The sequence below is a fragment of the Candidatus Ichthyocystis sparus genome (genome assembly GCF_900078745.1).
In the GTDB taxonomy this organism is placed as follows: Bacteria; Pseudomonadota; Gammaproteobacteria; order Burkholderiales; family 2013Ark19i; genus Ichthyocystis; species Ichthyocystis sparus.
In genome coordinates this window covers 179,260-205,745 of record NZ_FKII01000047.1, presented here as the reverse complement: position 1 = coordinate 205,745, position 26,486 = coordinate 179,260, and the positions used below count along the sequence as shown (strand labels likewise).

At 38.4% G+C, this 26,486-nt stretch carries 23 protein-coding genes and 1 tRNA gene; 17 read left to right on the top strand and 7 right to left on the bottom strand.

What is annotated here, in order from left to right; translation table 11 throughout:
- The first annotated feature begins 17 nt into the window (after window positions 1–17).
- Genes accD through purF form a run of 5 tightly spaced genes read left to right on the top strand, consistent with a single transcriptional unit; the run spans window position 18 to window position 4,716 of the window.
- A complete protein-coding gene (gene accD, locus A6733_RS04000; RefSeq protein ID WP_092403320.1) occupies window positions 18–896 on the top strand; it encodes an acetyl-CoA carboxylase, carboxyltransferase subunit beta in 879 nt (292 codons plus the stop codon).
- The gene (locus A6733_RS03995; RefSeq protein ID WP_092403322.1) at window positions 893–2,182 is read left to right on the top strand and encodes a bifunctional folylpolyglutamate synthase/dihydrofolate synthase; all 1,290 of its coding nucleotides are present in this window, start codon (window positions 893–895) and stop codon (window positions 2,180–2,182) included. The genes accD and A6733_RS03995 overlap by 4 nt, the downstream gene beginning before the upstream one ends.
- Window positions 2,183–2,185: 3 nt before the next feature.
- Entirely contained in the window at window positions 2,186–2,767 is a 582-nt protein-coding gene (locus tag A6733_RS03990; protein ID WP_092403324.1) for a hypothetical protein, read from the top strand.
- Window positions 2,764–3,273, top strand: coding sequence for a CvpA family protein (locus A6733_RS03985; RefSeq protein ID WP_092403326.1), 510 nt, complete (start codon window positions 2,764–2,766; stop codon window positions 3,271–3,273). The genes A6733_RS03990 and A6733_RS03985 overlap by 4 nt, the downstream gene beginning before the upstream one ends.
- A gap of 27 nt (window positions 3,274–3,300) precedes the next feature.
- Window positions 3,301–4,716 carry an amidophosphoribosyltransferase gene (gene purF / locus A6733_RS03980; protein WP_092403328.1) on the top strand — a complete coding sequence of 472 codons (1,416 nt, stop codon included), beginning with the start codon at window positions 3,301–3,303 and terminating at the stop codon, window positions 4,714–4,716.
- Here the strand turns inward: purF and A6733_RS03975 are convergent.
- From A6733_RS03975 to A6733_RS03960, 4 genes are all read right to left on the bottom strand, one after another.
- Complete coding sequence (locus A6733_RS03975) at window positions 4,713–5,612, bottom strand: hypothetical protein (protein WP_092411575.1); 900 nt, start codon at window positions 5,610–5,612, stop codon at window positions 4,713–4,715. The two genes, purF and A6733_RS03975, sit on opposite strands and share 4 nt — an antisense overlap.
- A gap of 211 nt (window positions 5,613–5,823) precedes the next feature.
- Window positions 5,824–6,870: a dihydroorotase gene (gene pyrC / locus A6733_RS03970; protein WP_242641591.1), complete on the bottom strand. Its 1,047-nt coding sequence runs from the start codon at window positions 6,868–6,870 to the stop codon at window positions 5,824–5,826.
- Window positions 6,867–7,622 (bottom strand): hypothetical protein, encoded by a 756-nt coding sequence (locus A6733_RS03965; protein WP_092460467.1) that lies wholly within the window; start codon window positions 7,620–7,622, stop codon window positions 6,867–6,869. Before A6733_RS03965 ends, pyrC begins: the two co-directional genes overlap by 4 nt.
- Entirely contained in the window at window positions 7,609–8,970 is a 1,362-nt protein-coding gene (locus A6733_RS03960) for a type IV secretory system conjugative DNA transfer family protein (protein ID WP_141663114.1), read from the bottom strand. The genes A6733_RS03965 and A6733_RS03960 overlap by 14 nt, the downstream gene beginning before the upstream one ends.
- Window positions 8,971–9,107: 137 nt before the next feature.
- Here A6733_RS03960 and A6733_RS03955 point away from each other — a divergent pair.
- Window positions 9,108–9,197, top strand: a tRNA-Ser gene (locus tag A6733_RS03955).
- 167 nt (window positions 9,198–9,364) lie between these two features.
- Here the strand turns inward: A6733_RS03955 and A6733_RS03950 are convergent.
- Window positions 9,365–12,256 (bottom strand): hypothetical protein, encoded by a 2,892-nt coding sequence (locus tag A6733_RS03950; protein ID WP_092460464.1) that lies wholly within the window; start codon window positions 12,254–12,256, stop codon window positions 9,365–9,367.
- 768 nt (window positions 12,257–13,024) lie between these two features.
- On the opposite strand from A6733_RS03950, the gene A6733_RS08280 reads away from it, so the two are divergent.
- From A6733_RS08280 to A6733_RS03925, 6 genes are all read left to right on the top strand, one after another.
- On the top strand, window positions 13,025–13,192 hold the full coding sequence (locus A6733_RS08280; RefSeq protein ID WP_175330517.1) for a hypothetical protein: 168 nt from the start codon (window positions 13,025–13,027) through the stop codon (window positions 13,190–13,192).
- A complete protein-coding gene (locus A6733_RS03945) occupies window positions 13,185–14,510 on the top strand; it encodes a DEAD/DEAH box helicase (protein WP_092402459.1) in 1,326 nt (441 codons plus the stop codon). Before A6733_RS08280 ends, A6733_RS03945 begins: the two co-directional genes overlap by 8 nt.
- A 79-nt stretch (window positions 14,511–14,589) precedes the next feature.
- Window positions 14,590–15,291 carry a 7-cyano-7-deazaguanine synthase QueC gene (queC, locus tag A6733_RS03940; protein ID WP_092402461.1) on the top strand — a complete coding sequence of 234 codons (702 nt, stop codon included), beginning with the start codon at window positions 14,590–14,592 and terminating at the stop codon, window positions 15,289–15,291.
- 38 nt (window positions 15,292–15,329) lie between these two features.
- Window positions 15,330–16,470, top strand: a protein-coding gene (gene prfB / locus A6733_RS03935; RefSeq protein WP_278183868.1) for a peptide chain release factor 2 whose coding sequence is annotated in 2 segments (ribosomal slippage) — window positions 15,330–15,413 and window positions 15,415–16,470 — 1,140 coding nt in all. Because the reading frame shifts where the segments join, the coding sequence is not laid out codon by codon here.
- A 5-nt stretch (window positions 16,471–16,475) separates the two neighbouring features.
- The gene (gene lysS / locus A6733_RS03930) at window positions 16,476–17,972 is read left to right on the top strand and encodes a lysine--tRNA ligase (RefSeq protein ID WP_092402465.1); all 1,497 of its coding nucleotides are present in this window, start codon (window positions 16,476–16,478) and stop codon (window positions 17,970–17,972) included.
- A 526-nt stretch (window positions 17,973–18,498) separates the two neighbouring features.
- Window positions 18,499–19,707, top strand: coding sequence for an MFS transporter (locus tag A6733_RS03925; protein WP_092402467.1), 1,209 nt, complete (start codon window positions 18,499–18,501; stop codon window positions 19,705–19,707).
- Here the strand turns inward: A6733_RS03925 and murI are convergent.
- Both murI and A6733_RS03915 read right to left on the bottom strand, forming a co-directional pair.
- Complete coding sequence (gene murI, locus A6733_RS03920; protein ID WP_092402469.1) at window positions 19,699–20,487, bottom strand: glutamate racemase; 789 nt, start codon at window positions 20,485–20,487, stop codon at window positions 19,699–19,701. The two genes, A6733_RS03925 and murI, sit on opposite strands and share 9 nt — an antisense overlap.
- Window position 20,488: 1 nt before the next feature.
- Window positions 20,489–21,865, bottom strand: a complete 1,377-nt coding sequence (locus tag A6733_RS03915) for a DEAD/DEAH box helicase (RefSeq protein WP_092402470.1) — start codon at window positions 21,863–21,865, stop codon at window positions 20,489–20,491.
- Between the two features lie 210 nt (window positions 21,866–22,075).
- Between A6733_RS03915 and hemC the strand changes: the two genes are divergently transcribed.
- From hemC to A6733_RS03890, 5 genes are all read left to right on the top strand, one after another.
- Window positions 22,076–22,996, top strand: a complete 921-nt coding sequence (hemC, locus tag A6733_RS03910) for a hydroxymethylbilane synthase (RefSeq protein WP_092460462.1) — start codon at window positions 22,076–22,078, stop codon at window positions 22,994–22,996.
- A 4-nt stretch (window positions 22,997–23,000) separates the two neighbouring features.
- Window positions 23,001–23,753, top strand: coding sequence for a uroporphyrinogen-III synthase (locus tag A6733_RS03905; protein ID WP_092411571.1), 753 nt, complete (start codon window positions 23,001–23,003; stop codon window positions 23,751–23,753).
- A gap of 84 nt (window positions 23,754–23,837) precedes the next feature.
- Window positions 23,838–24,896, top strand: coding sequence for a uroporphyrinogen-III C-methyltransferase (locus A6733_RS03900; RefSeq protein WP_092402476.1), 1,059 nt, complete (start codon window positions 23,838–23,840; stop codon window positions 24,894–24,896).
- Window positions 24,893–26,077, top strand: coding sequence for a heme biosynthesis HemY N-terminal domain-containing protein (locus A6733_RS03895; RefSeq protein ID WP_092402478.1), 1,185 nt, complete (start codon window positions 24,893–24,895; stop codon window positions 26,075–26,077). The genes A6733_RS03900 and A6733_RS03895 overlap by 4 nt, the downstream gene beginning before the upstream one ends.
- A gap of 194 nt (window positions 26,078–26,271) precedes the next feature.
- Window positions 26,272–26,484, top strand: a complete 213-nt coding sequence (locus tag A6733_RS03890) for a cold-shock protein (RefSeq protein WP_092402488.1) — start codon at window positions 26,272–26,274, stop codon at window positions 26,482–26,484.
- Window positions 26,485–26,486 lie beyond the last annotated feature (2 nt).

Here is a 26,486-nt window from a genome sequence, read left to right as displayed (position 1 = left end):
TTTGCTAGGAGAGGTGAATGAGTTGGCTAGACAAGATCTTGCCACCAAAGATTAAAAGAAACCCTGACCTTAGACGTACCGTTCCAGAGGGTGTTTGGTCCAAGTGTTCGCACTGTGATGCTGTTTTATATCAATCTGATATAGTTAAGAACATGTACATTTGCCCAGATTGTTCTCAGCACCAACGTCTCAGCGCCTCCTTGCGATTGGATCTTTTCCTTGATCCAGATGATCATGAGTTCATAGGGACAGAGGTGCACCCAACTGATCCACTAAATTTTAGTGATACTAAACGTTATAAGGATCGTTTGTCTGTGTCCTGTACTGAAACTGGTGCTGTAGATGCTATCCAGGTAGTTTTTGGCAAGGTAAGGGATTTTCCGGTAGTGGTGGCAGCATTTGATTTTTCATTTATGGGCGGATCAATGGGATCCGTAGTAGGTGAACGTTTCGTACGTGGTATCCGCTATGCTGTCCAGCAAGGTTGTCCATTTATTTGTTTTTCTGCATCAGGTGGTGCTCGTATGCAGGAAGGTATGTTTTCTCTTTTCCAGATGGCTAAAACCACAGCAGCTTTGCATATTTTACGTCAGGCTAAGTTGCCTTTCATAAGTGTTTTGACTGATCCAACAATGGGTGGTGTGTCTGCGAGCTTTGCTTTTATGGCTGATATAGTGATTGCTGAGCCTGGCGCACTGATTGGTTTTGCTGGTCCTAGGGTAATTGAGCAAACTGTGCGTAAGAAGTTGCCGGAAGGATTTCAAAGATCAGAATTTTTGCTAGAAAAAGGTGCTATTGACATGATTGTTAATAGGCGTTTTCTAAGAGATAAAATCAGTAATATCATTGGCTTATTGATGCCTGTTAGTGGTGTTAGCGATGCTCCAAATAAATGAGGCTTTCTTTGGGATTTGATAAGTGGTTTCAGGATCGTTTTTATCAGAATAATCTGCGGATAGATTTATCTTTGGACCGTGTTATGGAGGCTAAAGGAAGGTTGCACCCTCTTTCAGTTCCTATAATTTTAGTCGGTGGGACTAACGGCAAAGGATCAACCTGCTCATACCTGGAAAATGTCTATCATAGGGCTGGATACCGTGTTGGCTCTTTTACCTCTCCCCATATTGTTACAGTGCGTGAGCGTATTCGCTACAATTGCTCTGTTTTTTCGGAAGAGGTTTGGTATGAAATTGCAGAAAAGTTTTTCCTGCAATTTTCTGATCTTGAGTTGACTTTCTTTGAGGCCATTACTGTTATTTCATTTATTTTTTGGCAAGAATATTCAACTGATGTCCTTATATATGAAGTTGGTTTAGGGGGGAGATTGGATGCGACCAATGTACTGGATGCCGAGTGCTCTATAGTTACAAGTATTGATCTAGATCACCAGCATTATTTGGGTAATGATCGTGAGTCCGTAGGACTTGAAAAAGCTGGAATATTTCGTAAAAATAAAGTTGCTGTTTGCGGTGATTTGCGTCCTCCCTCCTCTTTATTACTATACGCTAGGGAAATAGGCTCCAACCTTTGTTGCTTACAGAAGGATTTTTACGTTTATTGGGAGCAGGTTGACAATAAACAATGGTGCCACTCCTCTTCTTATGGATTATGGAAAGCTCTTCCAGTACCTTCGATGCGAGGCAGGCATCAGTTAAGGAATGCTTCATGTGCTCTTATGGCTGTCCAAGCGCTGTTTGATCGCCTTCCAGTATCTTTAAATGATATTCGTTTCGCTTTAACACACGCAGTTATTCCTGGTCGCTTTCAGGTTATTCCAGGTCAGCCTTCAATAGTACTAGATGTAGCCCATAATCCAGCTAGTGTTAATTGTTTGGTTGATACTTTAACTGATATGCCTTACTCCAGAAATGTCAGCGCAGTATTTTCCTGCCTTGCGGATAAGGATATACAAGGTATTATAGAACTTATTAAGGTCCAAATTGATAGATGGTTTATTTGTGAGTTACCATCTCTGCGTGCTTGTTCTGTTGCTGACATATCAAAGTCGCTTTGTGCGATTGGCGTAGACATTTCCAAAATCAATGTTTTTTCTGAACCTTTGGATGCTTACAGAGAAGCCTATAGATCTTCGCTAGAATGCGATCGCATAGTCGTTTTTGGGTCATTCTACTTGATAGGTTATTTTATGAAGATACCATCTTTTTCATGGCATAGGTTATAAAGTATGAAGGAAAATAATGCTTCAACCTTGGGTGATAGGGATGACTCCCAAATTATTTTAGCGCGAAGAAGGTTGTTGGGTGCTGGTGTATTGGCAGTATTGGCGGTTGCACTACTACCAGTAGTTTTTCGTGGACGTTCTTATTCCTCCTCCAGTCAGGATAAGCCATTGCAGCTTTTTGTGCATAATTTGGTTGAGACGGATAATATGGAGTCCGATCCTCATGTGGTACAACCCATACAAACTGTTGTTATTTACCCGCATGATAGATCTAAGAATGATGCTTCCACCGAGCCTTTAAGTTCGTCCAGTGACTATCATGTTCCTCAGTCATCAACTACTCGTAGTCCTGTTGGTAGTGATTTGAGGCATCATCGCACCGAACATAATGGTGCACCCTCTTCTTCTGTGGTCCATAATTCTGATCATTCAAAGCTTGGCAGTGCTGCTGCTCATAATTACCCGTACAAACACGATGCGGGCCGATTAGCTACACAAAAGGTTAAAAATAGATCTTATTCTTCTTCTAATAATATTAAACATGTGGGAAATTCTTTTCGAGAAAGGGAAGAAAAAGAAGTATGAGTACTGAATATCTTTCTTCTTTGTCATTTTTGGATTGGTCATTTGTCGTTATTTTTGCTATTTCCTCTTGGTGGGGAGGGTATCGTGGCTTTGTGCGTGATTTTTTTTCGCTATTGGGGTGGTTTGCTGCTTTTTGGTTCTTAAAGTGGCACTCAGATAGTGTAGTTTTATGGTGGAATAATCAGCAGCTACCTCAACCCAAAATATTAGTGCCAGTATTTGCATTTTTGCTATCTCTCCTTGGATTTAATACCTGTGGCTTATTTTTTTCTGCAGTTGCAAAAAAGGCCGGCATGGGAGTTATAGATACTGTATTTGGTTTATTTGCAGGAGTGTTCCGGGGATTCATTATTTCTTTTATCTTGATAGCATTTTTGCAGCGGACCAACTTTTCGGATAAGGTCTTTTTTAATAAGTCAGTCTTGCGTGAGCCTATAGAAACTACGTTTAACAAATTTTTTCCATACTTTTATGGTGATATCCATGAGTGGATGAATGGCAGTTAGAAATGTATATTTTATTCATAAGGCTAAATGATGTGTGGTGTTTTGGGTGTTATTGGTCACTCCTCGGCTAGTAGGGTTTTGTACGATGGATTGATTGTTCTTCAGCATAGAGGTCAGGATGCAGCTGGTATGGCTACTCTTGAGAGTGGATGTTTTCATTTAGTAAAAAATTCAGGGCTAGTGAGAGATGTATTTCTTGATGAGGAGATTTCTTTGCTGTCTGGAGAGTCTGGGATTGCTCATTGCCGCTACCCTACCTCTGGTTCTCATGATTTAGCTAGTGAAGCCCAGCCATTTTATGTTAATTTTCCTTATGGATTGGTAATGGCTCATAACGGCAACTTGGTAAATCCAGATGAGGTGCGTCATGATTTGGTGAATCGTAACTTTCGTCATATCAATACCTCTTCTGACTCTGAGTTGCTGCTAAATGTTTTGGCTCATGAATTAGGTTGTGCTGCACAAGGGCGCGCTTTAACGCCTGATCACATTTCAAATGCTGTATTAGCGCTATCTAACCGTGTTAAAGGTGCTTATTCTGTAGTGTGTTTAATAGCACATCACGGGCTATTGGCCTTTCAAGATAGATATGGCATTCGTCCCCTAGTATTGGGACGCTCAAAGGATAATGCTGGGAATATATCCTACATGGTGGCCTCTGAGTCTGTTGCCTTGGATGTTAATGGCTTTGAATTAATGGGGGACATAAAAGCTGGTGAGATAGTGTTCATCGATTTTTCAATGAATATCTACAGGTTTCAGTATGAGAAAAATGTGCTATCGCGTCCATGTTTGTTTGAATACATTTATTTTTCTCGCCCTGATTCTATTTCATATGGTCACACGATATCAGACATTCGCAGAAGAATGGGAATTCTTCTTGCTGAAAGGGTTAGAGAAGCGGGACTGCATAGTCGTATTGATGTTGTGGTACCGATACCGGATTCTGCATGTCACTCAGCTTTATCATTATCCTTATCCCTTGGACTTCCTTATCGTGAGGCATTTGTTAAGAATCGTTACATTGGCAGAACATTTATTATGTCTGGTCACTCTTTTCGCAAAAAATCAATAAGGAGTAAGCTTAATCCTATTGTGCAAGAGTTTCGTGGCAAATCAGTTTTATTGGTTGATGATTCAATAGTTAGAGGAACTACTAGTCGAGAAATTGTGCAGATGGCCAGGCATTCAGGAGCATCTAATGTTTTTATGGCTGCTGCTTCTCCTCCAGTGAGATACCCAAATTGTTATGGAATTGATATGCCAACATATAATGAACTTATTGCCCATTCACGTGATGAAGATGATATTTGCAAAGAAATTGATGCAGATGGTCTTGTGTATCAAGATTTGTCAGACCTGAAAAATTTAATAGCTAACTTGTCCCCTGACATATATTCAGCTGAAGCATCATGCTTTGACGGAGTGTATATTGTAGATTAGATTTCAAAATATCTAAGTGAACGTCTTATGTTATCTGGAAGAGAGTTGCATATGATCTCTCTTACTTCAGGTGATTTTATGGATGATATTGCTAGTTTAATATTTTCCAGCATATGGTAGTTGTCTATATTTTTTTTGTATCCATATGGATTGCTAGCCCTAACTATAGCAGACATCATGATGGAATCAGATTTTTCTGGGTTTTTGAGGATGTTCTTGAAACTATCAATTATTATTTTTTTAGATTCTCTTTTTGTAATTAATATATCGTAAATAAAAGGAGGCATTTTCTCTATTACACGTTCGTAATCTTTAGCTTCCATGCTATTAAGACATTTCAAAATATACTCTTCAGATTTTGTTTTTATTCTAAATAAAATTTTATGCCCACATTTTTCTGGTATTAGCGAAATCATAGTTTCTTCATATCTTTCTTTCATTTCCTCAGGGTTTTTGCTTTCTAAAATTAGACCCATAGATATTTTTTGTTTTTTGAATAAACTAGATATAGTTGCCGATATAAATTCTGATACTAGTTTTTCATACTCCTTTGATGGAAAAATTAAAATCACTTTATTTTTTTTACCATCAATCATCTCAGAAAGATACTTTGTAAATCTGATCCAGATACCAACAGATTTTTGATTTTCAATTTTTTCTTTGTAGTTTGTAATATTATTAAATATATCATGTAAATAGCCGGTATATCTAACCTTAGATACTATATCTCTAATTATGAGACAAATAGTGGTGTGTGAATCAAGGTGACGTTTTATTATTACTAGAATAGATAAAGAAGAAAAAATATCTTTTTTTAGTACAGAATTATTTATTATCTCAAATACTACTGATTGTATATAATCTTCTAAAAGTACTCTAAATCTACTTGCAGGCATTAATTTTTTACAAATACATAAACAAAACCCTAATAACGATAGGTTTTTATTCTTGCCACTACATATATAAGGTAGGGGCACGGGACTCACCGTTCCATCAACATATATATCACTAAATCTTTTATCTTCCCTGTTTTTTCTTAATAATGTCAACATAGAAATGTTTCGCATAATATAACCAAGTATATATTATGTCTAACTGTTGTTGTTTTCAGATTAAGACCATTCTAGCTTTCCAGAGAAAAGTTTTACCTGCGCACAGAGGTACTATTTTCTTCATATTAGATAGGGTTATTGCTTCCGGTACAGTCCATTCTTCTGGCTCTATGATTAGAGATTCCTTATTTGTATTATGGCCATAGAAATTTGCACCAGCAATGCTACTGAAATACTCTAGCTTATCCATATTGCCATGGGTATCAAAAATGCTTGCATATAACTCAATTGCATGCGCCGCTGTGTAACATCCTGCACATCCACACGAAGATTCCTTATTGTCAGAAGTGTGAGGAGCTGAGTCAGTTCCTAAAAAAAATTTTGGACTTCCAGATATGGCGGCTTCTATAAGTGCTTTTCTATCATCCCATCGTTTCATTATTGGGAGACAGTACAGGTGGGGACGTATTCTTCGGTCTAGTAGATCACGTCTATCAAATGCCAAATGATGGGCTGTTATAGTGGCTGCAGTATTTGGGGTTTGCATAACATATTCTACAGCTTGTCTTGTAGTTATATGTTCCAAAACTACTTTAATTTTTGGGAAACGCTTTTGTAGAGGTTTAAGCTCATCTTCCAAGAAGATTTTTTCACGATCAAATGGGTCTAGCCCAGGTAAAGAGCTTTCTCCATGTACGCATAAAACAATGTTATTTTTTACTATGGCATCTAGAACATCATCTTTTATTAAGCTACTATGTGCAATTCCATTACAAGAGTTTGTTGTTACACCCTTTGGATACCATTTTATTGCCAAAACATCATCATTTTTACCTACTTCATACACATCTTTTACTGACAGTTTATCTGTAAGATAAAGGGTCATAAATAGAGTGAAATTAGGGTGTGGTTGGAGATTTTTTATTCTGTTTTGGTAAAGTATAGCATCACTTACCGTAGTTATTGGTTTCTCTAAATTAGGCATTATTAAAGCTCTGCGAAATTGACGGCAAGTATCACCGATAACAGCCCTAGCAATATCTCCATCACGTAAGTGAAGATGCCAGTCATCTGGTGCCTTTATTGTTATGGTTTTCATCATACAATTGGCCAATCTGCATAGTTAATGCACATCATTTTACTGTAATGCTTATCTTTTTCCAAATGCACCACCGTACCGTGTATTATAACATAATCTATAGAAAACAATATTTTTTTGAGACGGAGGTGTACACTAGTATTATCACTTATCCAAACTATGTAGTGATATCCATTCCTTTTTATAGCCTGTAGCCTAGAATTTATAATACTTCTATATCTCTCAATACTTTTCAATGTTCTTTCGTATTCAATAGCATATATTTTTCCATCTGGGGATTTGCAAATCCCGTCAACTTTTGCATCTTTATTTCCTATACCGGTAGAATATCCACTTTTTTCCCAATTTTTCCATCCAGCATGTTGAGCCCGTATCCTTATTTTTTGAAGCATTAAAGTATGCTTATACTGCCTAACATTTCTTGATACTCTTCTTATAGATGCTGATTGTATAATATTTTCTTCACTGGATATCATAATTCTTCCATGTAGAGTTAGGCCATATACAGTCAATTTTTTTAAAGAGGAAATGGCTATATTTTTTTCCCAAATAATATTATTAGTTTTTAGGTTATACATAATCTTTTTAATGGATTCTGTTTTTCTTAGTTTTAAAAGCATTTTTAAAATTTCTATAGTTGTATAAGTTTCATCTAACATAAATGACAAAATCATATTTATCTTTTCTTTATTAACAGCACGAGCCTCTGAAATACGTAGTAAATTTTTTCTTGATTTTTCTTTAGATGAGATCATGTGGGGAGTAAATTCCATTATTACATCTTGGATGACTATTAATCATTATTTTATTTAGATCCGTACATGATGATAGGTGTAATGGAGCACATCGAACAATATAAGCTGGCCCATCACCAAATATAATGCCTACACTTGCATGAGATGAGTTTTGAGGTTTAGGAAGATGACTTATAAGACCAGCAGGTATACGTGGTATAGCAATATTTTTTGTGTAAATACATCCTGATATTTTTTCAAGTGTAGATAATGTTTGAGCATGTGATATGCGATACACAAATTTTATGGAAGTATTAGTCATGATTATAGATTCAACTGCCTTTGGATTTACGCATGTCGCTTCCAAAAGGTTACCAACATCCTGAAAAGCAATTAAAAGGTGAACATTTTTGTCCCTAATTGTTGAAAGAGATGTAAGCATAACCTCTGATAATACATAGCGAATTTCATCAATAAATATGCCAATAGATTTACAATATTGCTGATCTCTTTTCTCAGCTATTTGAATAACTCTTTGTAGTATTAGCCTAATAGCAGCTTGTACACGAGGTTGTGAAGTGTTGCCTATTACATACAGGATATTGCCTGGTTTAATTGTGTCAGCTATGGATAGGCCAGAATGAGCCTGAAGGGCAGGTATAAATCCTAGTTGTTGACAGTCTCTCCAGAAAGCATGTTTGCTGGAGATGGCCTTTATGGATCCAGCTATGCTTAGAAATTCTGGGAAACAAGTCTTTTTGTTGTGTATTATATCAGCAGATAAACGCGCTGCATCTCTGTCCTCAGCGCGGTAAAAATCTACACCAGAATTTCCGGAGTTGAATAATTGTAGGGCTGATATAAGCATCATTTCTACCTCTGCCGCCGATGCCCCATGAAAAGGATTTATTTGTGGTGGAGCGTCTGGAGACAAATCGAGGACATGAAATTTACTGCTATCATCATGGTAATTGTGTAGAGTATTGAGCATGTATTTGTCATTTTTGGGATCGAAAATTATAGAACACTCATCAAAGTGTTTTGCACACTGAGCTAATATTGATGTTGCTGCCATAGTTTTTCCACAACCGCTTTCACCTATAAAAGCGATATGATTTTTTTGAATCATCTGTAATGGTCTAAATATAGGGTCACCGTAATTACTTAGGCCAATGAATATACCCTTCACAGGATCTATATATTTCTTGGGGTCGAATGTTTTTTGGCAGCTATCTCCTAACATAAATACAGTAGAAAAAACACCATCCGTTGTCCTACTGAAAATATTTTTCCTGAAGAAATAGACCAATTTTTTTAGCAACAATAATGCAGATCTTACTATATCAGCTAGCACTGCCGGTAATTCCAATCGTAGCGGCCAGATGCGAGACTATATTTGGTATCAGTTTAAGTCAATGATATTTGATGGATTTTATTTGTTAAAAATTTTAGAATAGTATGGTTGGTTATATTTCATTAATTGTAATATAATCCGCTCTTTCGTACGGAGAGTTGGCAGAGCGGTCTAATGCGGCAGTCTTGAAAACTGTTGTGGGTTTACTCCCACCGTGGGTTCGAATCCCTCACTCTCCGCCATGTCTTTGTGTGCTGTCCAATGTAGATTTGGTACATAACTAGCATCTTACTGTGTCCTTTATGTGAAGATGTTTTTTTAAGGCGCTTCTGTATCGGTGTTCGTCGTCTTTCGTATGCGATCTAACCCTATGATATTTAAGAATATCTTAATAAGATAATTACTGTATTTAGTCTCTAATGTGCTCTTTAGCCGCTACTTTTACCAAGTTTTCTATACGTTCTTCAAATACTTTTCCCAAAGTAGATTCTATATCGGTACTTACTCTTCCATCAATTATAACGAGAGAATCACGTTGTACATAGCGGGATCCTTCTACAGCAGATTTTACGTCTGATTTGAAACTATTAATTAAAGACAGCATTTTGTGAGTTTCTAACAAATGTTGAGAGAACATGCCTTCTTTATGCTGCTTTGATATATGTTCATCCATATGTTTTGAAACAAAAATTTCACACTCTTTTGAAATAACAGCGGCTGCTTTTTTTTCAAACCTACTTAATATGACTTCAAGCACATTTTTTACAATCCTTGTTACTTTTACTCCATGAAAATTAGCAGTAATGAAACTATATGCTCTGTATGTTTCCTCTTTAGCCATTTCTAGTGACAGACTAATAATAAGTTTCCATGTTAGAAATACAAATTCTGCTTTGGATATAGGTGATATATTTTTTATTTCTGTATATTTACCTAACACAGATGATACATTTGATACTACATCGTGTGAGAGAAATGCCGACATAATTGACTCAGAAATCGGGTGCTTATAGGTATCTTGTGCCATCAAAATCCTTCTTTCTGAGCAGGTAGAAGATACCGCGATATCATTCTTGGGTGTTATGAGTTTTTTAAACCTATATTCTATACTCTTAAACACTTGTAGTGATATTTTTTGTAAATATGTAGTCGTATTGACTGCGCCAAAATGGTTCCTTGATCCTAAAACATTCTCTAATGAGCTGCCTATTTTTTTTAAGATATCATTCCTATTATTATTAATCAAAAGACTATTAAAGTCGTATGTATGCAAAGAATTGCTTACTTTAAAACATTCGTTTTCTACTAGCTCAATTCGAGCATCATCGCTACAGATGTTAAATATTGATCTTGCTTCTAATTCTATAATTGTCATTATTAGAGATAAAGTTGATTTAAGGTTAAATTTATCAATAGCATACCTACGGTATTCCTTGCTGGCATGCTCGCAGCAATCTTCTGAGAATTTGGGTAGTAATGTAGGAATATTTGGTGATATAGGAAGAGCGGATATTAAATAATTCATTACTGCATTTGTTGTAAATTGACCTATTTTTTCTAGCTTGCCATTATTTCTATAAGAAGATTTCCATGATGTCGGTGCTTTTTCCAAAATCGATTCGCACTTGCACTTCCATGTATTGGCCATTTTTTTCGCTGTATTAATAGCTTTTATTACTTGTGTAAATTCTGTTCCTTCATTTGTGAGTGCAGCAGCTTCTTTTTTAATTTGTCTGATTGTTCTCATGCTTTCAATTTCTAGCGCTATCGTATATTTTTTGCCGTTGCCGTTGCCGTTGCCGTTGCCGTTGCCGTTGCCGTTGCCGTTGCTTGGATACGTTTTTGCATTTGAGCTAGAAGACGTGTTTTGCTGGACTGAGTGACTACTTTCGACATCTGATTTAGATGATAGACCATACTGCAGCAATGGGGTTTGTTTTCTTTTTTTGTTAACAACTGTTGGATCTATGGTAATTTGTACCGATTTATTTAATGCTGGCGGAACTTCTTTTCTTGCTATGCGTATGACTATAGGTTTAGTTACAGTTCTATTATTGACTATTTCATGTTTTGAATTAGTTTTTGATTTGTCAGCATTGTCCGACCTATCCAACACAAGCGCACAGCCACTAGTTGAGGGATTACATTCTTCAACTGAGTTGAGATTTTCTTTTACGTAGTTTGAAGTGCTTTGACTTGATGAATCGATCGATTCCAGGCCATTTAAGCTTACTATTAGTATTCTGGATTTCTTAGGTGGTGTGATGTGGCTTTCATATTCAAATTTTGTAAGACTTCGCTTCGATAAACCGTTGGTATCATAACGATATGAAATTATTGGGACCGTTAATTGTGGCGTTTGTAACTTATCAGGTGATGTAGCAACGCCCTCATATGATGATGCTGTAAGATTTAATTGTGTGGGACTGTCCTGTTTCAGTGACTCAATATTGCAATCTTCTTTTCCACAATCTGAAGCGCTTTGTTTCGATAACAAGTCCCCAGCATCATAACAACATGAAACCGTTTCAGTTTCTATTGACATTAGATCATTTGAGCTGGTTAGTTGTAGTATTTGTGACTTATCAGGTGATGTAGTAACGCCCTCATATGATGATGCTGTAAGATTCAATTGTGTAGGACTGTCCTGTTTCGGTGACTCAATATTGCAATCTTCTTTTCCATAATCTGAAGCGCTTTGTTTCGACAATAAGTCTCTGTCATCATAATGACATGCAACCGTTTCAGTTTCTATTGACATTAGATCATTTGAGTTGGTTAGTTGTAGCATCTGGGACTTATCATCAGGTGATGTAGCAACGCCCTCATACGATGATGCTGTAGAATTTGATCTTGACACGGTATAATGTTGCTTGTCATGTTTTAAAATAAGCCCAATATCCCAGTCTTCTACATCAATGCTTGTATCTGCTATCTCCTCCCACGTAGGGGTAAAATCATATTTCACATCGGTTGATGCTACGTCTATACTACTTACGGTAGCTTCAGATGCATGACAAGTTCCAGGACTATTCATTTCTAATATGGAATCTAGTTTTATTTCACTGCCAAACACTTGGCTATCGAATTGATATGCTTCATGCGGCATAAGATCTTTGTTGGTATCTATCCACGGTAACGATTCTAGATCACATAACGATAATGTTTCTGATAGATATGCTTGGTTAAGTTCAGTACTCCAGTCATGGGAGCTCGTGCAAGAATCCATATCAGAACAGATATTGCTTCCGCATTCTTCTATAATGACCCCATTGTTGTAACCATTTGATAGCTTTTCCATTTATCTGATAACTTTTTAGTTAGCTTTTTAGTTGGTGAAATAGTGATACAAAAGAAGGACACATAAACTGTGTGTGGCCGATTATATATCACAACATGCAAGCACAAAAATTGTTACTATCTGCCGGTGGAGTATATCACGTTAATTGTTATTATTATATTATTCAATACATAATGTATCTAAGTATATTTTAATTTAAGTACATATTTACTTACTAATACTTACTGCACAGGTTAGAGGGGGTAGTTTTAGTTTCCAGAATTTTTATGGTCTTTATGATCCGTTATTTACTAGCACATGGAGATAAAAAGAGAAGAGGAAGAGAGATGAGGATTGTTTATATTAAAATTGAGTAGTAATGTTTGTAAGGATTGTGTAATTGTATTAGTTTAGTGGTTATTAAAATTTTTGTTATTGATTATTCAAGTTTGTAATTGTAGTAATAATTCAAGTGTGTTTCATGACAACAAGTGTGGTGCTGCAGGTTGGACTTAGGTTAAGTGTCTTACGGGTAAAATAGAAAATTTCTTATTACTTTATGGAAATTGTTTTTGACTATGGCTTAGTAGAGTAAGCAATCTGTCTTTAATATGTTTCTCTGAGAGAGACTCTGAGAGAGATATTATGTGCCCTTTGCTGGATATTTGTGATATGTGACAGAGTTTGCGCTATTGAATTGCCTTATACTCTGCTCATGATGTTGGGCCTGCTTTCGGCAATTGTTAGTTTTTTTTGTTTCGGGGTGTGTTTTTTGTCCTCTTAGGTGGTATGATCTTCTCACGTCTGGGACTGTCTCTTCCTGTTCTATTGCCGGTTCTTGGCTTTTTTTGTTGGCCTCGCGTTGATATTTTTTCTTTCCCTGTTGGTTACTTTCAGTCCTGCCCTCATCCTGTTTTGATGATGGATTTGGGCGGTGAGGATTGTGTGCATGAATGATTTTGGTTCGTTTGGTATTCCTAGTGCTGTGTTAAAGTCCCTAGATAGGATCGGTTTCAAAACTCCTACTTCGGTTCAGGCTGCTACTATTCCCCTAGCTATGGCTGGTCACGATATTTTAGGCTCAGCCCAAACTGGGGCTGGCAAGACAGCGGCTTTCGGTATTCCGTTAGCTGCTAATCTGGTGTCTAACATTGATTCTGCGGCTTTGGTTGTTACTCCTACTCGTGAGTTAGCGGCTCAGGTCATTAAGGCTTTGCGTGACCTGTTACGTGATTCGTCTGTAAAGACTGCTCTCTTGATAGGTGGTGATTCCATTGAACATCAGTTCCGTCAGTTGAGTCTTGGTCCCCGTCTATACGTCGGTACTCCTGGTCGTATAAATGATCATCTTTCTAGGGGTAAAATTTGTTTTAAGAACGTCAATTTTTTGGTTTTGGATGAAGCTGATCGCATGCTTGACATGGGTTTTTCTGTCCAAATTGAAAGGATATGCAAGCATTTGCCGGTTACTCGTCAAAGTTTGTTGTTTTCTGCTACTTTGCCGCACAATGTTATGCGGTTGGCTGGAGAGTACTTGTCAGATCATAAGCGTATCTCCATCGGATCTCCATTCAATCCGGCTGAAAATATAAAGCAAGAGGTTGTTTTTATAGATGATGATGATAGAAAGTATGATACTTTAATAGATCAATTGAAAGAACGTACTGGCTCTGTTATCGTTTTTGTTAAGACTAAGTACTCTGCTGATCGTATAGCCCAACTCGTGTCCAAGAGTGGTTATGATGCTAGGGCTATACATGGTGATCTACGCCATAACAAGCGTGAGCGCGTAATGAATGCTTTTCGTAATAAACGTTATCGTGTATTGGTTGCTACTGATATTGCTGCTCGTGGTTTGGATATTCCACACATTCAGCATGTAATTAATTACGATTTACCACATTCTCCGGAAGATTATATCCATAGAATTGGTCGTACTGCTCGCGCCGGTTCAGATGGTGAAGCTGTTTGTTTTGTTTCTCGCTCTGACAGAAAACGTTGGCATGCTATAGGCCGTTTTATGAATCAAAGTGCTTCTAAACCATCTTCTCCTGATTCTTGTAATTTTTCTTCAGATAGGAGACCCTCGTCCTCTCGTCGTCCTTCTTCGCAAGATTTGCGTTATGCCTCAAAGGACAGGTCAGGTGGAGGAGGAGGGCGCTCCCAATTTCGTGGTGGTGCTGCTGGTAGTGGGGGTGCTCGCGGTCAAGGTCAACAGAAGTTGCCCGGTGGACGTAAAAAGTCTTTTAATTCACGCGCATCTTCCCGTTTTTAGTTTTTTAGGAAGATGCAGGTGGTCTGAGTTGGTAGTATGATGCTTTATCTTTGTTTTTGTTTACTACGGCGGAGATTGTGTGTCCGATACTTCTATACTTAAAAAAGGTGTAATACTTCTTTCTGGAGGTATGGATTCTGCTGTGTTGTTGGCTTATCTAGTGAGTCTTGGGTATGACCTTTGTGCTCTATCGTTCTACTATGGTCAAAGAAGCAGGCGTGAAGTTGATTTGGCTAAGGACTTGGCTAGCAGCTATGGCGTATCTGATCACTGGATACAGAGCATATCTTTGCCTTGGGGTGGATCGTCGTTGATGGACAGTACTAAAGAGATTGCTCATGAATTACCCCAGAAGGGTGAGGTTCCCGATACTTATGTTCCTTTTAGGAATTCTATATTCCTGTCATTTGCTCTATCCTGCGCCGAGGCTATGGGGATTAATAAGGTTTTCATAGGTGCTAATGAGCAGGATTGCGCCAATTATCCAGATTGTAAAAAGGGCTATTTTGATGCCTATAATGCATTGATTATGCACGCTGTGCCTCTAGGTATTGCTTCTGTTCCCGTAAGTATCGAAGTACCGTTTATTAGTTTTTACAAATCTGATATCGTTTCTCTTGGACATAAATTGGGTCTAGATTTCTCTAAGACTCTGTCTTGTTATCAGGCAGTTGATGGTATTTTTGCCTGTGGTAGTTGTTCCTCTTGTCTACTTAGGCGACGTGCTTTTGAACTTGCTAATGTTGCTGATACTACTTGTTATGCCTCTTTATGTTACTAACCTAGATTATATATAATCAATGGGGAAGGGTGCAATGAATGATTGATTTGGATCTTGTCTTGTTCTTAAAATCCTCTATTTCTTCTGCTCAAAGGAGATTGTTTGAGATCCGGGGGTGCCTTTGATGTAGATAGTCGGAGGAACCGTGTTGCTGAACTTGATGAAATTTTGCAAAGTGAGTCTGTTTGGTCTGATGTTAAGCAGTACCAGGAGCTTTCTAGGGAAAAAAAAAGGCTGCAATCTTCCGTGGAACAGTTTGACTGTATAGCTGCTGGTTTTAGCGATGCTTTTTCTCTTTTGCTGTTGGCAGAAGAGGAGTCCGACGCTTCTGTAATCTCATCTATCAAGGATGATCTGTTTCGTCTTCAGCTTGCCCTAGATGACGTAGAGATGCGGTGTCTTTTTTCTCATCCGATGGACGAGAATAGTTGCTTTTTGGAGATTCAGTCTGGTGCTGGTGGAACAGAAGCGCAAGATTGGGCCGCTATGTTGTTGCGTATGTATCTTAGGTATTGTGAGAAAAAGTCCTTAATTGTTGAAGTTATTGCTTGTGATGAAGGAGAAGTTGCCGGAATTAAGGGTGCTACGATACATGTTAAATCCCCGTATGCAACAGGATTGTTGCGTACAGAGACTGGAATTCACCGCTTGGTTAGAAAATCCCCTTTTGATTCTAATGCCCGTAGGCACACGAGCTTTGCCTCCATTTTTGTATACCCAGAAGTAGATGATAGCCTGGGAATAGAAATTAATCCTGCTGAATTGAGAATAGATACGTATCGTGCTTCCGGTGCTGGCGGCCAACATGTTAATCGTACCGAGTCTGCAGTTCGTATTACCCATCTCCCCACTAATATAGTTGTTCAGTGCCAAAGCGATCGTTCTCAGCATAGAAATAGAGATGAGGCTATGAAGGTTTTACGTTCCCGCCTTTACGAGCATGAGCTAAAAAAGAGGCAAGAAGCCCAAAAAATCTTAGAAGATGCTAAATCTGATATTGCTTGGGGACATCAGATTCGTTCATATGTTTTGGATCAGTCTCGTATCAAAGATTTGAGGACTAACATGGAAACTGGAAATACCCAGAATTTTCTAGATGGGGATTTGGATGATTTTATTATGGCTAGTCTAAAGCATGAAGCTATTCTCTCTGGTGCTTTTGATAAAGATGGAAGGTAGTTTTTATGGAAGAAGATAACGATGTTTCCGATAACCATGTTATTCGCGAACGCTTTGAAAAACTGGCTCTTATCAAGCAGAATGGCATTGCCTATAAGAATCACTTTCGTCCTAAATATACGATTTCTCAGATAATAAAGCTGTGTGAAAATCTTTTACACGAAGAACTTGATAGTAAGGAAATTCTTGTAACTGTAGCTGGTCGTATTATGTTAAAACGCCTAATGGGCAAGGCCAGCTTCGCAACCATACAGGATTTTGGGGGCAGGATACAGATTTATATTAATGAGAATAGCGTTGGACATGATCTATATGGTGACTTTAAAACCTGGGATCTTGGCGATATCTGTTATGTTGAAGGCAGAATGTTTTCTACTAGGACGGGGGAACTGACAATAAATGTTACTAAATTGGAGCTAGTTTCAAAATGTCTTTGCCCACTACCAGATAAGTTCCATGGATTAGCCGACCAGGAGATATGTTATCGGCAGCGTTACCTGGATTTGATAGTCAATGAAGAGACAAGAGAGGTATTTCTTAAGCGCTCTAAAGCTATTTCCTCAATGAGAAATGTATTGCAGGCGAATAATTTTCTAGAAGTTGAAACCCCAATGATGCATGTTATACCAGGTGGTGCTGCTGCTAGGCCTTTTGTTACTTATCACAATGCTCTTAATCGTGACCTATTCCTGAGAGTTGCTCCTGAACTATATCTTAAGCGCCTATTAGTGGGTGGATTAGATCGTGTTTTTGAAATTAATCGTAACTTTCGTAATGAGGGCATCAGTCCGCGTCATAATCCTGAATTTACCATGATGGAGATGTACGCCGTATATACAGATTATGTATGGATGATGGATTTTACAGAGAAGCTAATTCGCCAAGTTACTATGGATGTTTTAGGAACTGCAGTTTTTACTTACCAAGGTCGAGAACTTGATATTTCTCGTAGATTCCAGCGTATAAGTATGTTGGATGCCATAAAAGAGTATACTTCATTTACTGATGAACAGTTGTCAGACTCTAGGTTTCTGCTTGCACAGCTGGAGTTGTTGGGTGTAAAAGAAGATGTTCTAGATGGACAGAAGTCGCTGAGTGCCATTCATGTTACTCTTTTTGAGAATGTAGCAGAGAGCAAGTTGTTTCAACCTACCTATATTGTTAATTATCCTACTGAGATATCTCCTCTTTCACGCTCATCAGATGTTAATGATAATGTTGCTGAGAGATTTGAGCTATTTATAGCAGGAAGAGAGTTAGCTAATGGGTTTTCTGAGCTTAATGACCCCGAGGACCAGGCCGAGCGTTTTCAACAACAAGTCATTAGGAAAAATGCTGGTAACGAAGAAGCTATGTATTACGATGCTGACTATGTGCATGCCCTTGAATATGGTATGCCTCCGGCCGGTGGGTGTGGTATAGGAGTAGATAGGCTGGTTATGCTTCTTACAAACACCTCAAGTATAAGAGATGTTATTTTCTTTCCCCACCTTAAGGGTTAGTTGCATATAGGTTACTTGAGTATGCTATTTTTTAGTGAAGTCTGATGTACGTATATTTATCATACACATATCCTAACTTACCGTTGAACGCAAGGTATTGTAGGATTCTTGTGACTTGTGAAGGTTATAGAGGAAGCAGATTAGAACATACAAGGGTCTTCCTTCTGTAAATTTAAAATTAGACATCGTAATTAGTGTGTGCATTAATCAATAAAAGTCGTAGTACCATATGAAACTCCATGGTTCATGGAGTGCCATGTTTTTAGTTGTTAAGTACGCAGTACTATTTATTTTAGTGGTATTTTCGTATCCGCTTATCTCAAGGTATTATGATACACCCACTGGATTTTTTATTAAGCTAAATGGAGTTGGTTATCTTAAGTTGTTGATATTATTAGCTGGATGTTACTCCATTTATTAGTAGTATGGTTTTTTTGTTCTTAACAACGTTACTTTTGCTTCAGTGTAAAGTGTAGAGTACATTACACTCGAGGTGTACATATGTTTTTATGGTCTAGGTAGAGCCATGTCTAATACAAAAGTTTTACACAATACCCCTTCCATTTGGGGTGTGGTTTTGAGTGGTTTTACCGCTTTCTTAAATTTGTACCTGTCTCAGCCCTTTTTAACTGAGTTGTCCCATGATTTTAATGTTTCTCTGTCTACCATAGCCTTGTCCCAATCTCTAACATTGCTAATGTTAGCCATATCCTCTCCTTTTGTCTCCGCCTGTAATGATATTTACGGCGAGAAGACTATGTTAACAATTTCATTTTTGGGATTAATTATTTGCCAGATAGTCACCTCTTTGTTGAACAAGTTTTGGGAGTTTGCTTTTGTTCAGTCATTGCTGGGATTTTTTGTTCCATCAATTATTGCAGCTGCTGCCACAGCAGCATCTAATCAAGGTTCACATAGGTCTTCTTTAAGAGGTTCTAGGATTTATGTAATAAGTATTGCATCCGGTGGTATGGCTTCTAGGCTGTTGTCAGGCATTATGGCGGATGCTTTTGGTACCTGGAGAGCTTCATATATTTTTACTGGAGTGGTTACTTTTGTTTCATTTTTGGTAATTATGTCATTAAGGTCCTGTTTAGGTGAATTTACTGAATCTGCATCTCACCATATAAGGAAGGTGTCTCTAAAAAAGAAGTTCTCTCACATTATTTATGAGCTGAGAGATCACTTGACAAATACGAAGCTACTACATGTTTATTTTGCTGGTTTTTTGTTGCTTTTTTCTATTATTTCTATCTACACAGTTGGTGTTTTGCGTCTCGGAGGACATCCATTTTATTCCTCTACCACAGAGAGGGGTTTGCTGTTTATGGCTAATCCCATCGGCTGTATTCTCGCATCGAGAGTTATGATAATTATGAGCCACCTTACCTATGGGTTCTGGTATTTTTCAGTTGGATTTATGTTTTTAGGGACGATTACGTGTTTATTGCCAAGCAAGTTTTTTGTATTTTTGGGAACATTTTTAGTGATAATGGGTGCATTTGGCATACAGATTTCGTCGTTATCAGCCGTTCGTACAAGGGCAAATAAGGCGCATTCCTCTGCTGTTGGTTTGTACACCACCTCCTACTATATGGGCGGTTTTTTGGGTAATTACGGTATGGCATATCTATTTGAGAGCAAAGGCATAATTTATTGTACTGTTATGTTGCTTGTAATCATTTCTCTTTTGGCAACAATGCCAGTTAAGATTTGTTCGAGAGAATTACAGTAGGCTTAGGTCTAGCTCATTATCAAAGTTTATGTTGCACTTCAGTACCCTGGAAAATGTCCTAGCGTAGTCTGGGTTCTGGCCAGTTGTTACAAATATGTCCCCTATTTTCTCATTGGTATATATTGAACTTACGTTGCGCTCCGCAAGTATGCGGCAGAGTCTTTTTGTTATCCCAGTCTCTGCGCTTACTATTTGCACTCCTTTGGGTAGATTTTCACAAATTTGAGAAATTATTAGTGGATAGTGCGAACATCCTAATATCAGTGTGTCTATACCCTTTTGCTGTACAAAAGATAAGTGCTTGTCTATAACTGAAGGTCTAACTTCTTCATTTTTTTCTATGCTTTCAGCAAGCCCAGTATCATTCTGTAAGAAAAAGGAGTAATTCTTACCAAACTGACCAATTAGACTATGAACTTTGGAACTGTTTATGGTGGACCTGGTTGCAAGAAGCCCAATCTTTCCATTCCTGGATAAACTGGATGCCGTTTTTATGGCTGGCTCTACTCCAACAAATATAGTGCCAGCAAACCTATGCCTTAACGCAGCTATTGCATTAACAGTAGCTGTATTGCAAGCTAATACTACTATGGAGCATCCACGTTGAATAAGAGCATCCGAAATCTTCATTACACGTAGACGTATGTCTCTAGATTTTCGTCTACCGTAGGGCATATACGCCGAATCTGCAACGTATATTATTTTTGGCACATCTGGTATAGACTTTAATGCCTTCCAGACACTAAGTCCGCCAATGCCGGAGTCTATCATGCCAATCATATTAGTCAGATGCAGACTTAACTACAGGTCTAAATAGCGCAGCAAGACTTTTGTTTTCTCCGTACAGATTCCTGGTAACTCGTAAGGGGGACACGATAGCACCAGCACCCCTCTCCCCAGGTTTTTGGCTGTGCTGCATCACGTATGGCTTGCTAAAATCAAAATCATCAGGAGTTGAATTCTGCTTCTCCGGTGTATATGGTTTATTATTGGCACAAGTTCCTCCATTAACACCCATTGACCTGTCTCCCCCAGCAACAACACGCTTTATTTTTTTTCCTATCAGATCTTCTATTTCCTTTATGCGTTTTTCCTCTTGAGCTGTTACTAATGATCTTGCTATACCCTTTTGCCCCCGTCTACCCGTTCTACCTATACGGTGAATATAAGATTCAGATGATTGAGGAAGACTAAAATTGATTACTTCTGGTAAATCAGATATATCTAAACCCCTTGCCGCAATATCCGTTGCTATAAGCACATCTACACTCTGACTTTTAAACGATTCTAAAGCCTCTACACGCTCTTTTTGAGATTTGTCTCCGTGGATTGCAGCAGTGGAAAGACCCCTTTCCGACAGTAAGCGCGCTAATCTGGCACAAACATCCTTAGTTTCAACGAACACTAGTGTCTTACTATTACTACTCTCCAAAAGTTGAATCAAGGTGTCTTGCCTGTTTCTCTCAGAAACAGGATGCAGGACATGCTCAATGGTGTCGGCAACAGAGTTAAGTTCCGATATCTGTATCCTAACTGGGTGTCGAAGAATTTTTTGTGCCAACACATCTATCTCAGGAGATATTGTCGCTGAGAACATTAAATTTTGTCTTTCAACAGGTAGATAAGCAATTATGCGTGTTATATCAGGCAAGAACCCCATGTCTAACATGCAATCCACTTCGTCTAATACCAGGATATTTATTTCCTGAAAACGAGCAGTTTGCGAATTAAGGTGATCTAGTAAACGACCTGGCGTAGCAACCAGTATCTCTCTACCCTCGCGCAAAGCCTGAGACTGAACTTCCATATTCGTTCCGCCAAATATGGAACAGGAACGTATCGGAATATTGGAGGCTAACTTACTTACCGCATCACATACTTGTAAAGCCAACTCCCTTGTCGGCTCTAAAATTAGCACACGAGGAGAGTGCCTTGCCGGGGAAAAGCTACGACTAGCCAACGGTGCTATTCTCTGTATTATGGGAAGAGCAAAGCTGGCGGTCTTGCCGGTGCCGGTGTGAGCAATGCCAAGAACATCCTGGCATGATAGGATTGCCGGTATGGCTTGTTCTTGTATAGGTGTTGGGTTCTCATAACCCATTAGGTCCAACACAGACAATAACTCAGGTATAAGCCCTAGGTCTTTAAAATTGCTCATTGAATGTACTCTCTAAGGTAGCACTGTGGAAGTACGTATATGCCACGAACATCAGTTATTTTCCCGAAGAGGTGGCGAAACCAGAAAGCAAAGCTGATTATAGGAGATTTTCATCTAATTATCAAATAAATCAAGCATATTTTTGTAGCAGTCGTTATTGACGTACGTGCTTATAGTTGTTTCTAATTTAGTTTCAAGGTAATAGTTATTATGGTTTACTCTTTATCTAGTTTTTATATTGCTACGCGATCGTCTAGATTGGCCATACGGCAGGCTGAATCAGTTCGTATGTCATTGTTAAAATTTAATCCTAAGTTATCCATTTACCTGTTGCCTATTAAGACACAAGGTGATGTTTTGTCAGATGTTGATAATTGGAAGAGCTTCGATACCAAAGGACTCTTCGTAAAACAATTAGAGGTAGCCATAGGGGAGGGAAAGGCACTTTGCGCAGTTCATTCACTAAAAGATGTTCCTTACGTTTTGCCTAATAATTTATCTTTGGCCTGGATAGGACACAGGTCTGACCCTTCAGATGCATTTGTCTCTGATGACTATAATTCCCTAGATGATGTCCCGTATGGAGGTAAAATTGGCACATCCAGTATTCGTAGATCTGTTCAATTGCTTAGATACCGTCCCGATCTTAATGTTATTCCTATTCGTGGTAACATCTTGACTCGTTTGAGTAAGATACGCGACTTGTCGCTAGATGGGGTTGTTTTGGCTTCTGCAGGGTTGGTTCGTTTGGGTTTGGTGAAGTATATAAAACAAAGACTGCCATTTTCAATTAGCATACCCGCTCCTGGCCAGGGATTTTTGGCTATTGAATCTAAGAAGGAGCACGAAAATCTTGATTTTTGGTCGTATTTGGACGTAGGACAACAGGATGCGGTTCTCGCACATACAGAAAGAAGGTTAGGATGTTTGTTGGGGGCAAATTGCAATATTCCGTTCGCAGCAAATGCATCCTATGAGGAATCTGAAATTCGCCTTAGGGCACGTTTATTCTCTCCAGATGGGCTGTATATGGCTGAGTTTGATGCTAAGGAAAGTACGAATAAATGGCAAGCGCTAGCTGAAAGAGCTTTTCAGTACTTTAAGCAAGAATTATGTCGTATTGGTATGTAGCCACATGCCAATCTCTGATGCCGTTTTTTTGATAACAAAACTGCATGATGATGCGGTGGACCTATGTAACCTTCTTGAACAACGTAACATTTGTGCTTACCCTTTTCCCATTCTTAAAATAACTCCTTTACCACAACAGTTACCAATATATGATTACTATGATTTTGTTATTTTTGTCAGTCGTTATTCTGTATTGAATTCATTGTGTCTCCATGAGGTTCCTATTACCTCTTCGCATTGGATAGCTGCAGGGGAGGGTACGGCATCTACGCTGGGTAAATATTTATTCCAAGGCACAATTATATTTCCAGAAGGATATGGAGGAAGTGATGGTGTATGCAAAATTTTGAATAATATGGGCGCTAATTGTAATTCTAAGAAAGTTTTACTGGTTCGCGGTGATCCCACGCGTGCTTCTTTATCTAGGTGGCTTACAGAAGAGGGAGCTAATTTAGAAGAGTATGTTTGTTATAGGCGCAGTATAGATAATGATTGGGATAAGAGGCTCTCATATTTTTTGGATTCTCATAAGGATATTATTTGGGTGCTTACCAGCACTGAAACTGCTCGAATAGTGTGCTCTTTTTTGCAAAGTAACACCTTCTGTGATAACAAATTTTCTTTTCTTTGTACTCATCCTCGCATCCGTGATAATGTTCTGGAGTGGGACGTGGGGCCTGTTTTTTTGGCTCCGTCTGCTGATGTGTGTAGCCTGCTTGATACCATTACCATGACGGCCTTGGAGAGACATGGGTAGGACTGGGATAATAAGTGTCTTTGAGTTAAGCTATGTCTGTGTATTTCTCAGTAACCTTAGTACTAAGGAGAAAGGGTTGAAGTTGTGACGAATTCATTATTTAAATCAGCTGATGATGGTCCCCCCCCCCGAAGGTCAGGTGTGTCCTTTTGGGTGGTGTTTTTTCTAGTCTTTTTGTTGTTTGTATGCGGTACGGGGGTTTTTTTTGCAGGAAATTTTCTTTATGACTACATTATGTCTAATCAGCAAATGATTGTTAAATTGCGAGATTCTGAATTGGAGAATTCCAAACTATTAAGTAATTTATCTAATAACTTTGTTGAGATTGATGGGAAGCTTAAAAAGCTTGCCCTTAGTTATGATAAAAGTATTGAGATTTTAAATAAGTATTCCGGCGTAAGTAATATGCAATCCCTAACACAGATAAGAGAATATGTAAGTGTTTCCCGTTCCAGTCTTATGTGGTCAAACAATGTTAGTGAAGCTATTATTTTCTTATCAGCTGCATATAGATTAGCAAACAGTATAAATGATCCTGATTTTTCTCATTTAGCAGGTTTGATTAATGGTAGAATTGGAATTTTGAAGGGTTTGCGTCTGGAAGTGAGTGGGGATTTTTATTCTCAGGTTGCATATCTAGACACTGTTTTTTCTGCCATGAATTTTGATAACATTTCAGATCGCGCTAAATCTAGCAATATGGGTGGTGCGTTAGGTGATGATAGTAATTCTTTCTGGGAAAATTTTTGGTTTCAGCTTCAGAAAAAGTTCCACGATTTCGTTAGAATAGATCATGATGATTGCCCTAACTTGCGCTTGCTTACAGTAGAAGAGAAAGATTTTGTTAGGCAGATGGTACATTTGCATACTCTTTCTTTGCGTTTATCTTGGGCTATTCATGATAAAGATATGTATCAATCTAGTCTTAACAAGATTTCCTCGTTAGCTAATCGATACTTTAGCCATGATGAAAACTATAAAAAATTTAACAATCTTATTGTTGATCTGTCTAAGTTTAGGCTTATTTCTAATGATGTTATTGATATGTCTGACATGGAGAGTTTTATAGATGTAATTAATCGTAAGCAAAGAAATGGTATTGTTTTGTCTTCTGATTCTGTTCGCTCAGAGGTACGTGCATGATAGAGAAGTTGTTGCGTGTGTTGATTTTATTCATTGCTCTTGTTTTGGTTGTGGTGATTGCTTTTCATTCTCATGGCAGCTCCGTTTTATTTACGGTTCCTCCGTACCGTGTAGAGGTTTCTTTCTCATTTTTCCTTGTTTCCTCGATATTTTTATTCTTCCTAGGTTATTTTCTAATTCGGTCTATAGATTTTTTATTTCGAATACCAGAACGATTGTTAAAATTGCGTAAAAAAAAGAAACATGAGTCTGCTTTACGGGTGTTTTCTGAGGGGTTTGTGTATTTTCTGGAGGGGAGGTATGCACGTGCCGCCAGCGCTGCTGAGCAATCTTTTGAGTCTAACTTGTTACCTATTGTGTCCGGTTTGATAGCCGCCCAGGCCTACCATGCTTTAGGTAAAGTTTATGAAAGAGATACTTGGTTAGAGCGTGTTAAGAGCTTACATGGTGGTGATAGGGCACAGCGCTTAACTGCAGCTGAGTTATATCTTAATGATAATAATCCAGCACGAGCCTTGGAGTTGTTATCCCCATATGATCGTGAATCTGCTCCCAGGCATTTAGCAGTGATACGCCTACTGTTCCGTGCCCATCTTTCATTAGGAAATTGGTCTGATGCTATGAGGTATTTTCGTGTTTTGGAAAAGCGCCAACATATCCATCCTGCATCCTTTTTTTCTCTTAAGAAAAGTCTGTACTTAGGATTAATTTCCAATGTTAAATCTGTTGACGATTTGAAGAATTTTTTTTCATGCTTGTCTTCTGAAGATCAGAAGGAGCACGTTTGTCACGTCATTGAGCGTCTTTTGGTGTTGTCTCAACGTACTCTCGCTTGTCGCTACATAGAAGATTACAACAAAAAATATTGGTCATCCGAGTTAGCTTTGTTGTATTCTGATTGCGTTGTCGATAGCAGTGTTAATCATCAAATAGAGTGTGCTGAATCGTGGTTGTGTTCTCATCCCAAGGATGTTCTGTTGCTAGTGACTTTGGGTAGATTGTGTCAGAAGCGTTCTCTTTGGGGTAAGGCTATGGAGTATCTAGAGCAAGCGTGTTGTTATGGTCACGATATGGCCCTTCCTATTTATGAAAAGGCGTTTCTACTAGATAGGCTTGGAGAACACGAGCAAGCTAATGTTTTGTTTAGACGCTGTGCAAAAAAGACATTCTCCAGACAATAGGATTATCCATACTATCTTTTTTTGGGTATAGGATGTATACTGCAGTTGCCCTTGTGATGTTGGCTTTGTGCCCGTTAGGTGGGTTATTATGCCGGGGTTGTGGAATTTCCTCCACTTGGTGTGTTCCCTTGCTCTGGTAGTGTTTCAGATTTACTAGTTCTGTTTTTGTAGTTGTTTTTGGAAGGATTTGTGTGATGTCTCAGAAGAAACGGGGAAAGGTTAAGTGGTTCAGCGATGCTAAGGGCTACGGGTTCATTACCCCAGATGAGGGTGGTGAGGACCTTTTCGTGCATTATTCAGCGGTTCAAATGAATGGCTTCAGGACCCTAAAAGAAGGACAAATGGTATCCTTTGAAGTTATAGATGGCCCTAAGGGTAAGCAGGCTGCTAATATTCAATCTTGCTGACA